At 68.6% G+C, this 13892-nt stretch carries 13 protein-coding genes and 1 pseudogene; 9 read left to right on the top strand and 5 right to left on the bottom strand.

The window, feature by feature from the left end; all coding sequences use genetic code 11:
- The 4 genes and pseudogenes from ACWELQ_RS18555 to ACWELQ_RS18540 form a co-directional block, all read left to right on the top strand.
- A pseudogene (locus ACWELQ_RS18555) lies at positions 1-303 on the top strand (sugar ABC transporter ATP-binding protein); the annotation flags it as partial.
- On the top strand, positions 300-1346 hold the full coding sequence (locus tag ACWELQ_RS18550; RefSeq protein ID WP_452398278.1) for an ABC transporter permease: 1047 nt from the start codon (positions 300-302) through the stop codon (positions 1344-1346). The pseudogene ACWELQ_RS18555 and the gene ACWELQ_RS18550, both read left to right, overlap by 4 nt.
- A gap of 1 nt (position 1347) precedes the next feature.
- Complete coding sequence (locus tag ACWELQ_RS18545) at positions 1348-1674, top strand: L-rhamnose mutarotase (RefSeq protein WP_452398277.1); 327 nt, start codon at positions 1348-1350, stop codon at positions 1672-1674.
- Entirely contained in the window at positions 1667-2623 is a 957-nt protein-coding gene (locus ACWELQ_RS18540; RefSeq protein WP_452398276.1) for an aldo/keto reductase, read from the top strand. The genes ACWELQ_RS18545 and ACWELQ_RS18540 overlap by 8 nt, the downstream gene beginning before the upstream one ends.
- A 32-nt stretch (positions 2624-2655) precedes the next feature.
- Here the strand turns inward: ACWELQ_RS18540 and ACWELQ_RS18535 are convergent, their stop codons facing one another.
- Positions 2656-3327 carry a FadR/GntR family transcriptional regulator gene (locus ACWELQ_RS18535; protein WP_452398275.1) on the bottom strand — a complete coding sequence of 224 codons (672 nt, stop codon included), beginning with the start codon at positions 3325-3327 and terminating at the stop codon, positions 2656-2658.
- 41 nt (positions 3328-3368) lie between these two features.
- Here ACWELQ_RS18535 and ACWELQ_RS18530 point away from each other — a divergent pair, with 41 nt between their 5' ends.
- From ACWELQ_RS18530 to ACWELQ_RS18510, 5 genes are all read left to right on the top strand, one after another.
- A complete protein-coding gene (locus ACWELQ_RS18530; protein WP_452398274.1) occupies positions 3369-4208 on the top strand; it encodes an amidohydrolase family protein in 840 nt (279 codons plus the stop codon).
- A gap of 29 nt (positions 4209-4237) precedes the next feature.
- Positions 4238-5095 (top strand): fumarylacetoacetate hydrolase family protein, encoded by an 858-nt coding sequence (locus tag ACWELQ_RS18525; RefSeq protein ID WP_452398273.1) that lies wholly within the window; start codon positions 4238-4240, stop codon positions 5093-5095.
- An 84-nt stretch (positions 5096-5179) separates the two neighbouring features.
- The gene (locus ACWELQ_RS18520; RefSeq protein ID WP_452398272.1) at positions 5180-8194 is read left to right on the top strand and encodes a bifunctional [glutamine synthetase] adenylyltransferase/[glutamine synthetase]-adenylyl-L-tyrosine phosphorylase; all 3015 of its coding nucleotides are present in this window, start codon (positions 5180-5182) and stop codon (positions 8192-8194) included.
- Between the two features lie 91 nt (positions 8195-8285).
- Positions 8286-9032, top strand: a complete 747-nt coding sequence (locus ACWELQ_RS18515) for a helix-turn-helix domain-containing protein (RefSeq protein WP_452398271.1) — start codon at positions 8286-8288, stop codon at positions 9030-9032.
- Positions 9033-9086: 54 nt separating this feature from the next.
- Positions 9087-9503, top strand: a complete 417-nt coding sequence (locus ACWELQ_RS18510; protein WP_452398270.1) for a VOC family protein — start codon at positions 9087-9089, stop codon at positions 9501-9503.
- A 9-nt stretch (positions 9504-9512) separates the two neighbouring features.
- Here ACWELQ_RS18510 and ACWELQ_RS18505 read toward each other — a convergent pair whose 3' ends face one another.
- The 4 genes from ACWELQ_RS18505 to ACWELQ_RS18490 all read right to left on the bottom strand — a co-directional run bounded on the left by ACWELQ_RS18505 (position 9513) and on the right by ACWELQ_RS18490 (position 13887).
- The gene (locus ACWELQ_RS18505; RefSeq protein ID WP_452398269.1) at positions 9513-10967 is read right to left on the bottom strand and encodes an FAD-dependent oxidoreductase; all 1455 of its coding nucleotides are present in this window, start codon (positions 10965-10967) and stop codon (positions 9513-9515) included.
- 58 nt (positions 10968-11025) lie between these two features.
- Positions 11026-11571 carry a hypothetical protein gene (locus ACWELQ_RS18500; RefSeq protein WP_452398268.1) on the bottom strand — a complete coding sequence of 182 codons (546 nt, stop codon included), beginning with the start codon at positions 11569-11571 and terminating at the stop codon, positions 11026-11028.
- A gap of 91 nt (positions 11572-11662) precedes the next feature.
- Positions 11663-12997: a hypothetical protein gene (locus ACWELQ_RS18495; RefSeq protein ID WP_452398267.1), complete on the bottom strand. Its 1335-nt coding sequence runs from the start codon at positions 12995-12997 to the stop codon at positions 11663-11665.
- Between the two features lie 68 nt (positions 12998-13065).
- Positions 13066-13887, bottom strand: a complete 822-nt coding sequence (locus ACWELQ_RS18490) for a class I SAM-dependent methyltransferase (protein ID WP_452398279.1) — start codon at positions 13885-13887, stop codon at positions 13066-13068.
- Positions 13888-13892 lie beyond the last annotated feature (5 nt).

Here is a 13892-nt window from a genome sequence, read left to right as displayed (position 1 = left end):
GCCGAACTCTCCGGAGGCAACCAGCAGAAGGTGGTATTCGCCCGCGCCCTGGCCACCGGCCCGTCCGTCCTGATCCTCATCACCCCGACCGCCGGTGTGGACGTCCGCTCCAAGGAAACGCTGCGCGCCGTGGTGCGCGGTGCCGCCGATCGCGGCACGGCGGTGCTGGTGGTCTCCGACGAACTCGACGACCTGCGCGACTGTGACCGCGTCCTGGTCATGGTCCAGGGCGCGCTGACCGGCGAATTCGGAAAGGGCTGGGACGACCGCGAACTCGTCGCCGCCATGGAAGGAATGACATGAGCACGACCGGAACCGAACCGGTGACCGCCGCGATCGACCCGGCGACTCCCGCGGGCGTGGCGTCGCGGCGAACGCGAATGCCGGTGCGCTGGAGCTCGTTACGAGACTTCCTGCTGGTGCCGCCGATCTTGCTGGTGTTGCTGGTCGGGTACTTCATCAATGCCAGCTTCGTCTCGCCGGCCAACCTGGTGAACGTGTTGACCACCATGAGCGGGATCTCGCTGTTGGTGTTGGCGGAGGTGCTGGTGTTGGTGGTGGGGCGGATGGATCTGTCGTTGGAGTCGACCTTCGGGCTCGCGCCGGGGGTGGCCATCTGGGTGACCATGGGTACGGCCAAGGTCGGCGCGTTCACGTGGGCTTCGCCGTGGATGACCATTCCGATCGCGCTGCTCACGGGACTGGTGGTGGGGCTGGTCAACGGGCTGCTCATCGTGCGGTTCGGGCTCAACGGGTTCATCGTGACGCTGGCCATGCTGATCGCGCTGCGGGGGCTGCTGACCTTCCTCACCGGCGGGTACACGCTGACTCGGATTCCGGACTCGGTGGAGTGGCTGGGTAATGCGCGGGTGCTGAACGTGCCGGTGAATATCGTTGTGTGCCTGCTGCTTTTCGCGCTCGGCTATCTGGTGCTGAACTACACGACGGCCGGTCGGGCGCTGTACGCGGTGGGCGGCAACGAGGCCGCCGCGCGGGCCGCGGGCATTCGCACCGATCGCGTGGTCATCGCGGTGCTGGTGACGGCGGGCGGACTGGCGGCCATCGGCGGGCTGATCTACACCGGGCAGTTCGCCAGCGTCCAGGTGAGCCAGGGCGACGGGATGATCTTCAATGTCTTCGCCGCCTGCGTGATCGGCGGGGTATCGCTCAACGGCGGGCGCGGATCGGTGCTGGGCGCGTTCTTCGGCATCGCCATTCTCACCTTCATCCAGAAGCTGCTGTCCTACGGCGGGGTCAGCGCCGACTCACTGAAATTCATCAATGGCGCACTCATCCTGGTGGCGCTCGTCATCACCCGGATCGCCGGTGGCCGCCGACAGGAGTGAGATGCGAATCGCCTTGCACACCAGGCTGAAACCCGGCAGCGAAGCCGACTACGAGGCCGCTCACCGGCAGGTGCCCGCGGAACTGGTCGCCGCCATTCGCGCGGCCGGGGCCACCGAGTGGACGATCTGGCGCAGCGGGCTGGACCTGTTCCACGTCCTCGACTGCGAGAGCTACGACAAGCTGCTCGGCGAACTCGCCGGACTGCCGGTCAACATCGAATGGCAGCGGTACATGGGGACGTTTCTGGCCGTGCCGCACGACTATTCGGACGGCGACGCCGAACTTCCGGTGGTGTGGGATCTCGCGCGGGAGCCCGGCGATGCGTAGCCGATCGACGGCGCGGGCCGGGGCGCTCATGATTCCCGGTCTGCCCGGCGTCGTCCTCGGCGGAGCCGGATACGCGGGGCTGTTCCATCCGGTGAGCACCGCCGCCGCCCGCGAGGCGCTGAACAATGCCTGGCAGACGGGAATTAGAGCCTTCGACACCGCGCCGCACTACGGCGCGGGACTGGGGGAGGAGCGTTTGCGGCCGTTCCTGCGGGGACGTGAGCGCACCGACTATTGGGTGTGCACCAAGGTCGGCAGGCTGCTGCACGACGATCCGCTCGCCGTCGACGGCACCGACGGGTTCTACGGAACACCGAAACGGTCACGGCGCCGGGACTATTCGGCGCTGGGCGTGCGGCGGTCGCTCACGGATTCGCTGGCGCGCCTCGGCGTCGAGCACGTGGACATGCTGCTCGTGCACGATCCGGAGGACCACCTCGAGCAGGCGCTGCGATCGGCCGTGCCGGAAATGGTCCGCATGCGCGAGCAGGGACTGACCGCAGGAATCGGCGTGGGCGTCAACACGGTCGAGACCGCCCTGCGTTTCGCGCGCGAGGCCCCGATCGACTGCGTGCTGATCGCCGGGCGCTACACCCTGTTGGACCGTCGCGCCGAGGCCGAACTGCTCCCCGAATGCGCGCGCCGGGGCATCGCCGTCCTGGTCGGCGGCGTGCTCAACAGCGGCATCCTCGCGGATCCGCTGTCCCGCACCACCTTCGACTACCAGACCGCCGACCTCCAGGTGCTCGCCCGCGCCCGGAACATGGCCCGGGTCTGCGGCGAGTACGGTGTCCCGCTGCGCGCCGCCGCCCTGCAATTCCCCCGGCGTCACCCCGCCGTCACCGCCACCGTGCTCGGCGCCGGCACCGCCGCCGAGATCGCCGACAGCCTCGAGATGCTGAATACGCCCGTGCCCGAGCAACTCTGGCACGACCTCGGATGCGCATGAGCAGCCGCACGGCCGCGACCGACAATGCCGCCTCAACCGGCCGCGCGGGCCAGCCATTCCATGACGCCCGCGACGTGGGCGAGCGCGCGGGCGTGCGCCAGCTCCGGATCGTGGGCGGCGATGGCGTCGCAGATGGCGCGGTGCTCGGCGACGGTGCGCTCGAACGCGCCCTCCTCGGTGACCCCGCGCCAGATGCGGGCGCGCGTGGTGGGCATGGACAGCGAATCCAGCAGGGACGCAAGCACCTTGTTGCCCGACGCGGTGGCGATGGCCGCGTGGAAGCTCAGGTCCAGGGCCAGCAGGTCGGTGACCGAGGAACTGGCCGGGGGCTCGGCCAGCGTGCGCAGGTGCTCGATCTCCGCGTCGGACATGCGCTGGGCGGCCAGGGCGGTCGCGGCGGGTTCCAGGATCCGGCGCACCCCGAGGATGTCGAGCACCGAATCGTCCTGATGGAATTCGAGCAGGAAACTCATGGCGTCCAGCAGCGAATTCGGTTCCAGGCTGGACACATACGTGCCGTCGCCCTGACGCACGTCCAGGATGCGCACCAGCGACAGCGCCCGCACCGCCTCCCGCAGCGAATTGCGCGAGACCCCCAGTTCGGCGGCGAGATCCGCCTCGCGGGGCAGACGCGAACCCGGGCGCAGATCGCCGGAGACGATCTTGGCCTTGATGCGCGCGATCGCATCGTCGGTGACCGACAAAACCGCTTCCCCGCTTTCCAGGATGGGACTGCATGCCTCCGATGACTGTAGACGCTCACGTACATGTCTGGGACATCACCGGTGGAAAGTTCGACGTCGAGTACGACTGGCTCACAAATACATCGGATGTCTTGTGGCGGACCTACACCCTCGACGACCTCCGGCCACAGCTGCCCGAATTCGAGGTCGGCGCGCTCGTGCTGGTGCAGGCCGCCGACTCGCTCGCCGAGACCCGCGCCCTGCTCGACGCCGCCGAGCGCGCGCCGCTGCCGACCGCCGTCGTCGGCTGGCTGCCCCTGCACGACCCCGCCCGCACCGCCGCGGAACTGGACACACCGCATCCCGCGTTGGTTGGCGTCCGGCACATGATCCACCGCGACCCCGACCCGGTATGGCTGCTGCGGCACGAGGTTTCGCAGAGCCTGGCGCTGCTCGCGGAGGCCGGGCTGGTCTTCGACGCGGTCGCCGAACGTCCCGACCTGGTGGCGCAGGTCCCGGTGATCGCGGCAGCGCACCCCACGCTCACCGTCGTCCTCGACCATCTGGGCAAACCGCCGATCGCCGAACGCGGCTGGCAGCCGTGGGCCGATCGGCTGGCGGAGGCGGCGGGGTGTGCGAATGTGGTGGCCAAACTCTCCGGCCTGGCCACCGCCTCCGCGCCGGGGTTCACCGCCGCGGACTGGCAGCCGTACGTCGATCACGCGCTGTCGGTGTTCGGGCCGGATCGGATTCTCGCAGGCGGTGATTGGCCGTTCACGCTCACCGCCGCGTCGTATCGCACGGTATGGCGGACCACGCTCGACACCCTGATCGCCCTGTCGCCCGCCGACCGCGCCGCGGTGCTGTCGGAGAACGCCCGCCGGATCTACCGGCTGCCCTGATCGACCTTGTCAGAACCCGGAGGACACCAATGAAACTGCAGCGTGTGGGAGAGCCCGGCCGGGAACGGCCGATTCTGCTCGACGCGGACGGACAGGCGTACGATCTGACGCCCCTGACCCCCGACATCGACGGGACCTTCCTGGCGGGCGGCGGAATCGACACCGCCGCAACCGCGCTCGCCGCCGGCCGGCTGCCGCGCATCGATGTCACCGGGCGCCGCGTCGGCGCACCGGTGGCACGCCCGGGTGCGGTGTGGTGCATCGGCATGAACTACGCCGCGCACGCCGCCGAATCCGGTTCCCTGCCGCCCGAGACGCCCGTCGTCTTCTTCAAGACTCCCAATACCGTGGTGGGCCCGTACGACGATGTCGTCATTCCGCGCGGTTCGGACCGCACCGACTGGGAGGTGGAGCTCGCGGTGGTGATCGGTTCCCGCGCCCGCTACCTGGACTCGCCCGACGAGGCGTGGCGATGCATCGCGGGCTACACCATCTCCAACGATGTCTCCGAGCGCCGCTTCCAGCTCGAGGAGTCCGGCGGTCAATGGTCCAAGGGCAAGTGCTGCGAGACCTTCAACCCGCTGGGCCCGGCCCTGGTCCCCGCCGCCGAGCTGGATCCCAAGGATCTGCGATTGCGCTCCTTCGTCAACGGCGAGCCGCGTCAGGACTCCAGCACCGCCGACCTGATCTTCGACGTCGCGTATCTGGTCTGGCACCTGTCCCAGTTCGCGGTCCTCGAACCCGGTGACATCCTCAATACCGGCACGCCCGAGGGGGTCGCGCTGTCCGGGCGTTTCCCCTATCTGCGCCCCGGCGATGTCGTCGAGCTCGAGATCGAGGGCATCGGCCGCATGTGTCAGGGAATCCGGGCCGTGAACCTGCCGTAGCGAAGCGGAGGCAGATTGGACACAGTGTCTGGTTTGAGAGGGATGGGCGGCACGTCCGATCAACCCGACCTGTAATTTGAAGGAATGGTTCGGCCACCGACGTCTCGTTCCGCTGTTCCCGGTGTCGGACGGCTCGGTTTGCTCGAGCCGTCGGCTGCCGACTCTCTGCGAGAGTTGGCCTGGGACAACGTCGACAGTGTTCCCCTGCTGTGGGCGCTGTCGCGTAGCCCCGACGCCGATCTCGCGCTGCTGACCCTGATCCGGCTGCGTGAACAGCTCGGGAGCGACTGGGCCGCACTGGATTACGAACTGCGCCGCAATACCGCGCTGCGCGGGCGGCTGCTCGCCCTGATCGGCTCCTCGAGCGCGTTCGCCGATCACCTGGTCGCCGACCCGCCCGCCTGGCAGCTGCTCAAGCGGCCGAAACTGCCGCCGCGCGAGGAACTGCTCGCCGATCTGCTCGAGGCGGTCAAGGCCGAGGCCGAGGTCGGAGCGCACGCCGGGCCCATGCTGTACCGGGCCCAGGTGTCCGGGCCCGAGGCGATCGCCCTGCTGCGCAAGCGGTATCGCGATCAGCTCATGCTGCTGGCCGCCATCGACCTGGCCGCCACCGTCGAGAACGAGCCCGTGCTGCCGTATCAGCAGGTGGGGCAGCACCTCACCGATCTCGCCGACGTGGCGTTGACCGCGGCGCTGTCGGTGGCCGTGGCCCGGGTCTGCGTGGACCGGGAGGTGCCCGCGCGGCTGGCCGTCATCGCCATGGGCAAATGCGGTGCGCGGGAACTCAATTACGTCTCCGACGTGGATGTCATCTTCGTCGCCGAACCCGCCGACACCACCGCCACCCGGCTGGCCGCGGAGATGATGAGCGTCGGCAGCGCCGCCTTCTTCGAGATCGACGCGGCGCTGCGGCCGGAGGGCAAGGCGGGCGCGCTGGTGCGCACCCTGGACTCGCACATCGCCTACTACAAGCGCTGGGCGCGGACCTGGGAGTTCCAGGCGCTGCTCAAGATGCGGCCCGCCACCGGCGATCTGGAGCTGGGCGCGCAGTACCGCGAGGCGCTGATGCCGATGGTGTGGGCGGCCTCCGAACGGCCCGACTTCGTGGCCGACGTGCAGGCCATGCGGCGGCGCGTCGAGGACCTGGTGCCCGCCGAGATGCGCGAACGCGAACTCAAACTCGGGCACGGCAGCCTGCGCGATGTCGAATTCGCCGTGCAGCTGCTGCAATTGGTGCACGGCAAGGCCGACGAATCACTGCATGTGCAGGGCACCGTCGAAGCGCTCACCGCGCTCGCCGACGGCGGCTACGTGGGCCGCGACGACGCCGCCAACCTCACTGCCTCCTACGAATTCCTGCGACTGCTCGAGCATCGCCTGCAATTGCAGCGGCTCAAGCGCACCCACACGCTGCCCGCCCCCGAGGACGAGGAGGGCATGCGCTGGCTGGCGCGGGCCGCGCACATGCGGCCCGACGGTCGGCAGGACGCGGTCGGCGTGCTCACCAGCGAGATCAAACGCAATGCGGTGCGGGTGCGGCGATTGCACGCCAAGCTCTTCTACCGGCCGCTGCTGGAATCGGTGGCGCGCCTCGACGCTGACAACCTGCGCCTGAGCCCCGAAGCCGCGGTGCGGCAGCTGGCGGCGCTCGGCTACGTGGCCCCGGAGAACGCGCTCGGGCACCTGAAGGCGCTGACCGGAGAGGTGGGCCGCAAGGGCCGGATTCAGGCGCTGCTGCTGCCCACCCTGCTCGAATGGCTCGGCGAGACACCGAATCCCGACGCGGGCCTGCTCGCCTACCGGCGGGTGTCGGAAGGGCTCGACAACGAGATCTGGTTCCTGCGCGAACTGCGCGACGAAGGGGCCATCGCACAGCGGCTGATGATCGTGCTCGGGTCCTCGGCCTACCTGCCGGACCTGCTGATCAACGCGCCCGAAACCATTCGCATGTACGCCGACGGACCGGACGGGCCGCTGCTGCTGGCCACCCAGCCCTCGGACGTGCAACGCGGAATCCTCTCCGGCGCAGGACGATACGACGATCCCAAACGCGCGGTGGCGACGGCGCGCTCGCTGCGCCGCCACGAACTCGCGCGGGTGGCCTCCGCCGATGTGCTCGGCATGCTCGATGTGCCGCAGGTATGCGAGGCGCTGTCCTCGGTGTGGATCGCGACCCTGGAAGCGTCGCTGCAGGCCGTGATTCGCGCCAGCGAGGCCGAACTCGGCAGGCCCGCGCCCGCCGACTTCGCCGTCATCGGCATGGGACGGCTCGGCGGCATGGAACTCGGCTACGGGTCCGACGCGGATGTGCTGTTCGTCTGCGATCCGCGTCCCGGCGAGGACGAGACCGTCGCCGTGAAATGGGCCATCGGCGTGGCCGAACAGGTCCAGCGCCTGCTGGGCGCGCCGAGCACCGACCCGCCGTTGCAGGTCGACGCCGGTCTGCGGCCCGAGGGCCGCAACGGCGCGCTCGTGCGCACCCTCGCCGCCTACGCCTCCTACTACGAGCACTGGGCGCAGTCCTGGGAAGTGCAGGCCCTGCTGCGCGCCCACCAGGTCGCCGGTGACCGCGAACTCGGAATCCGCTTCCTGCGCACCGTGGATCCCATCCGCTATCCGGAGGGCGGCATGTCCCCCGAGGGCGTCCGCGAGATCCGCCGCATCAAGGCCCGGGTCGACTCCGAACGCCTCCCGCGCGGCGCGAATCCCGCCACCCACACCAAACTCGGCCGCGGCGGCCTCGCCGACATCGAATGGACCGTGCAGCTCCTGCAACTCCAGCACGCCCACGAGGTCCCCGAACTCCACAACACCTCCACCCTTGAATCCCTCGACGCCATCGAACGCGCCGAACTCATCGACACCGCCGACGCGGAACTCCTGCGCGACGCGTGGATCACCGCCACCCGCGCCCGCAACGCCCTCGTCCTGGTCCGCGGCAAACCCGCCGACCAGCTCCCCGGCCCCGGCACCCTCCTCTCGGCCATCGCCCGGGTGGCGGGCTGGCCCACCGATGACGGCAGCGAATTCCTCGACCACTACATGCGCGTGACCCGTCGCGCGAAAACGGTGGTGGAGCGAGTCTTCGGCGGCGAATGACCAACCGGTAACCGAACAGCTCGTTGCCCGCGAGTCGACTCGGAAGCGACGAGCGCGGCGGTCTCCGGCCGCCGGTGTTAGCTTCGTGGTTGTGAGCCTGGAGTCGGTCGGTGGTGTCGAGCAGCGCCTGTCCGATTCGCCGTACGTCGAGCGGGTGTATCGGGCGGGGTCGGTCGCCGGGATGGCGGCGACGCGGATGCGGTCGGTGGCGAATTCGAACTGGGAGCTGGTCGTCTGGCGTGACGGTGCGGCGACGCACGTCGCGGTGCGCGGTCCGGAGACCGGTCCGACGGTGGTGGAACTCGGGTCAGGGGCGGGCGAAACGCTCGGGATCGTCTTCCGGCATGGTTCGTTCCTCGCGCCGATGCCGGTACCGGCGCTGGTCGACACGGCGGTGTCGAGTCCGCACACCACGGCGCGCTCGTTCGTGCTGCAGGGCGAGGAGTGGGAAATCCCGGCCTACGACAACGCCGACGTCTTCGTGGACCGCCTGGTACGCGCCGGGTTGTTGATGCGTGATCCGCTGGTCACCGATGTGCTTCGCGGTGACACGACAACTCTGGTCACGCCGCGGTCGGTGCAGCGGCGAGTGGCCGCGGCGACCGGGCTGACGCAGGGCGCGATCCGGCAGATCGAGCGGGCGCGGCAGGCCGTCCTGCTGCTGCAGCAGGGGATTCCGGCGATCGAGGTGGCGCAGCGGACCGGATACCACGACCAGCCGCACCTCGCGCGTTCGATGACCCGGTTCATCGGGCGCACGGCGTCCCAGCTGCAGCACCCCGACGGCGAAGAGATGCTGTCGCTTCTGTACAAGACCGAAGTCGAGGTGCGCCCCTAGGTTTGTGGTGTCGCCGGGAACCCGGCACATCGAACATCCTCGGAGAGGTACGTCATGGCATTCACGCAGATCTACGTCAACCTGCCGGTCGCCGACTTGGAAGCGAGCAAGAAGGTGTACACGGCGATGGGGGGCACCATCAATCCGGACTTCACCGGGGATACCTCCGCGCAGGTGGTCTTCGCCGACGCCGTTGTGGTGCAGCTGATGACGCGTGAGACCTTCGCGACCTTCACCAAGCGGGACATTGCGGATGGTCCGATCGAGGTGATCAACGCGCTGGCTGTCGGATCGCGTGAGGAAGTGGACCGCGTCGCCGACGCGGCGCTTGCCGCGGGCGGCACCGAACCGCGGGAAGCGCAGGACATGGGCTGGCTGTACAACCGGGCGATCGACGACCCGGACGGCCACAGCTGGGAGCTGCTGGCCTACGACGCGAGCGCCATGGGCGACGAGACCGCGGCCGGGTAACTCCGCCGGTCAGCTTCCGGGGTCGAACCATCGTGGAATCACTTCCTGCACAAAGGAACTGATGCACTCGATGGTCGGCCCGGACATAATCTCCCCGGCGAAGTAGATGCCGTCGCGGCCTTGGACGGCCTCCACCCGGTCGAGCCAGCCCTTGCGCATCGCCGCGGCGCTCGGGTACGCGGGCCATTCGGCGATGGTCTGCGTGATCAGCTCCGGGTCCTCGAACAGGAAGAGGCTCTCCTTCGCCAGCTCCCAGGCGCGCTGGTCGGACACCGATCTGTCCGAATTGCTGAAACACACCCAGTACGGACCCGGGTGCTGCTTGTTGGCCGCGGTGATCCGATGCAGGGCCTGCTCCGGATCGGTGTCGGTGTAGCTCCCGTAGGGGTCGATCACCCAGAACCCCAGCGGTTCGGGGTCATCTACTCCACGAGGGAACGAGAGGAGTTCGTCGCGAACCCGGATGAGGTAACTGCGTGTCCAGGTGCGCGGGCAGTTCCGCTCGTCGAAAAGCTCCCGTATCTCCCCGTCCGGGAACATCTCCCGAATCTGCGTGGGCCGCGTCGTGACCACCACTTGCGAATACAGTGCGGTGCGCGCCACTCCGCCGTGTCGATAATCGACGCGAACACCGTCCGCGCCGAGTGACTCGATCCGCGTCACCGGAGCGTCGACCATCACCTCGATTCGATTGTCCGCGACGATGCGCCGGAGGAAATCGATGAAACCCCGCCGGAAGCTGACAGTGACGGGCAGGGGCGAATTCATCTGTGCGACAAGTGATTCGGGGAGGCGTTCCAGCAGGGCCTCCCGCTGCTCCGGATAGGCCGACAGCATCATTTTCGCCAGCTGCGAGACATGCCCCGAGATGTGCGCATTGATATTGATGACGGTCTCGGCCGGTTGCCGCGGCCGCCGCATGTTCGCGTACAGGGTCAGCCCCTGCAGCACTTCCCCCACCAGCGGCGCGTGCCGAGCCCGATACGTCTCCCACGTCTCACCGGCCCGCCGATCGAACGCCAGCCCGTTCATTCCCGGCCCCCGCCGATTCCGCGCCGCCCCTTCGATGATCGACCACGCCTCGGCGATCTGATCGGCCACCTGTTGCGGCGTCGAGGACGTGAACAGCGGCACGAAATGCGGCGGCACCCCGATCCGGGGCTTCCCCGACCGCGATCGCCCGACGAAATACAAAGCCTCGGTCTGCATCTCCACCGGATGTTGCTCCAGCAATCCGTGAATGGCAGTCCCCGCGAACCCCTCCCCGAAGTCCTGCTGAATCACCAGGTGCGCCTGAAAGTCGTACACCTCACCCGCCACCGTCGCCGTCTCGCAATACCCCCCGATCCCCAGCCGCGCCTCGAACACATCCACCCGCTCGAACCCCAACTCCCGCAGCTTCACCGCCGCAAGAATCCCACTCTGCCCAGCCCCCACCACGCACACCGGTGCCCGAAGATCCACGACCCCTCCTCCAAGCTCCCACCCAGTATCCGTCGAGGTGGGCTCCAGGCGAGCGGATTCAGCACTGCTGGGCGTTTCCGAATGTCCAGTCCAGAACGCGGTCGTCGCTGCCCCAGCTGCCCTGGCCGCCGACGATGAGCGATCCCGAATTCGACTGGGGATACAGCCATCCGCCCTGGGCGCCCCAGAAGTTGGTGATGTCGGTGACCGCTCGAAGAGTGCAGCCGGTCTCACCGGAACCCAGCGGGGTCTGGATCATCCACGCCTGCGCGGCGTCGGTGAACTTGTTGTCGGGGTTGGTGCACGGCTGCGCGGACACGCTGCCGTCCGAATTGTGTTGCAGACACCTGCCATTACCGCTGCGAACCCAGAAGTAGACGCTGGATCCGCCCCCGGGGAAGGTCATGGTCCAATGCTGGCCGGCGGTATTCGCCGCACAGGCGGCGACCGACACCACGCCTGGTCCGCCATCGGTGATACAGCGGTCGGCCGAGACGTTGTAAAGGTAGGGCCCGGACTGTGGCGTACCGGCCAGTGCGACCCCGCCCAGTGCGCTCGCGATCTGCGTTCCTATGCCGAGGGCGGCTACGACGCCGGCGCCCATTGTTCTTTTCCACATACCACCCATGATTGGGACCCGGCCTTTCCATCCCATTACAACGCCGACAGGCACTGCCGAGCCACCGCAGGCACCGTCAGATGGTTGGGGCGTGGTCAGGGGCAGTCGTCGGGGGTGGGGTGAGGTCGTATCGGGCGGAGGGGAATTCGGCGCCGAGGGTGGGTGGGACGTGGGGGAGGGGGTGGCCGAGGAGTTCGGATTGGCGGTCACGGATGAGCCAGGCGGGGGAGTGGTGCAGGGAGTCGGGGGCCGTGGTGGCGCGGTTGCCGGGGGCGAACATGGCGGGTGACGTCGCTGCGGCGGGCGAGTCCGGCAGCGAGGGGAGAGGGAGATTCGGTTGCGTTCGGGCGGCGGGATCGGCGGGTCCTGGGTAGCTGCGACCAGGGTCGGGGTAGGTGCTGCCGGGGGCGGGGACGACGCTGCCGGGTGCGGGGGCGACGCTGCGCGGGGTGGCGGGGTTGGGGTGTGGCCATTCCGGGGATGGTTCGACGGTTGGCGCTGGTCGGGCAGTCGTCGAGAGCGGGGTGTCGTCGGGATTGACGGAGGCGGGGCTGGTTTCGGTGCCGTCCCGGGGAGGGGCGGATGCTCGCCTGCCGTCCCAGCTCGCGCGTTTCGAGGTTTGACCGGTGGAGCTTCCGGAATCGGCGGCCGTGGTCGGGGCGCTTGGAATGTCTTGTGCGGCAGCCGATTCGGGGGAAGTCGTTCGTTCGGTCTGTGCGGTGCTCGGCATGTTTCGGGAGTCCGAAGGCCGGTTGGCTGCAGGGAACATGGTGGCCGATTCCTGCATCCGCGGATTCGAAGCGGCTGGGCCGCTGCTGTTGTCGGCTTGCGGCTCGACGTCACCGGCTGCCGGGGTCCTCACGGTGAAGAAGGCGGGGACATGGGATCCGGCGGGTGGATAGATGGGGGTGTAGTTGGCGTCCAGGGCGGCGAGGGCGATTTGGTGGAGTTCTTCGCGGATGTTCGGGGAGGCGTGGGGTTCGGGTGGGGGGACGGTTTTTCGGAGGGCTTCCGCGCCGTAGGCGGCGGCCAGGATGCGGTGGCCGGTTGCGGTGGTGATGTCGGCGAGGTCGGTGGCGTCGGTGATGAAGCGGCGGGCGGACAGGTCGGCGGCGTCGGCCATCGCCCCGGACATGCCGTCGGAGAGGGCGGCTTGGACGGTGGCGTGCAGGGTGGTGAGTGCGCCGAACACGCTGTCGGCGAGGGATATCCAGTGTTCGGCGGCTCGGTGCATGTCGCCCGGGTTCATGGCTTGAACGCTGTCGTGGATTCGCTCGTGCGAGAGCGCCGGAAAATGCTCCAGGTCGTGGATGTAGTCAGGATCGAGCCCGCGCCCGGCGATCCGGGACTGCTCGTGCTCGGCACCCGCCTGGCTCATTCTCGCGCTGCGCCGCAAGGCTTCCGGTTCCATCGGCGTCCTCCCTCACCCGGCCTTTCCTGTTTGGACGCCGGGCGCGGGGCACGGGTTCCCGTGGCGAGTCAGAGTTTGCGGGCCTGCAAGGTGTAGGTGAGCGGGAGGCGTTCGGGGTGTTCGAGCAGGCGGTATTCACCGTCCTCGCCGCAGGACATGCGGCCGGGCAGGGCCTCCCACGGGACGCTGTCGTGCTCGATGAGCTGGGTGAGGGTCAGGTCGGCCTGCAACAGGGCCTCGACGATCTCGCCCAGGCCGTGATTCCACTCCTGGGTGGCCGGATGCGCGATCGTGGAATCGGTTGCCACATAGGTGTTCTCGTCGGAGAACTCGATCGGGTCCGGGGTCTCGAAGTAGGGATAGCCGATCGTCAGCGCATCGGTGCGGGTCTCGTCGACGGCCCAGAGCATCGGGTGGCCCTCCCGAAGAAAAAGTCTTCCGCCCGGGCGCAGCAGTCCGGCCACCGTCTCGGCCCAGCGGTGAACGTCCGGAAGCCAGCACAGCGCACCGATACCGGTGTACACCAGATCGAATTGCCCGGAGCCGAGCACGGATACGGCGTCATAGACGTCGGCCTCGACGAAATCGATGGGGGTGGAGGAGTTTTCGGCGAGCTTGCGGGCCTCCGCCAACGAGGCGGGGGAGAAGTCGAGACCGGTCATGGTCGCGCCCAGGCGGGCCAGCGAGAGCGTGTCGGTGCCGATATGGCATTGCAGGTGGACGCCGCGCAGCCCGCGAATGTCCCCCAGCCGCGGCACATCGAAACGGACCACCTGGCTGAGGAAGGACGGGTCGGTGGCGAAACTGTCCAGGGCGTAGTCGCCGGAACCGGCGTGCAGGGGAGCGCGGTCGTCCCAATTCGCGCGATTGACTCGGCGATAGTCACTCATGCTTG

The sequence above is a fragment of the Nocardia sp. NPDC004722 genome (assembly GCF_053601505.1).
The sequence above is the reverse complement of the archived record's forward strand: the minus strand, read 5'-3'. Positions and strand labels throughout refer to the sequence as shown.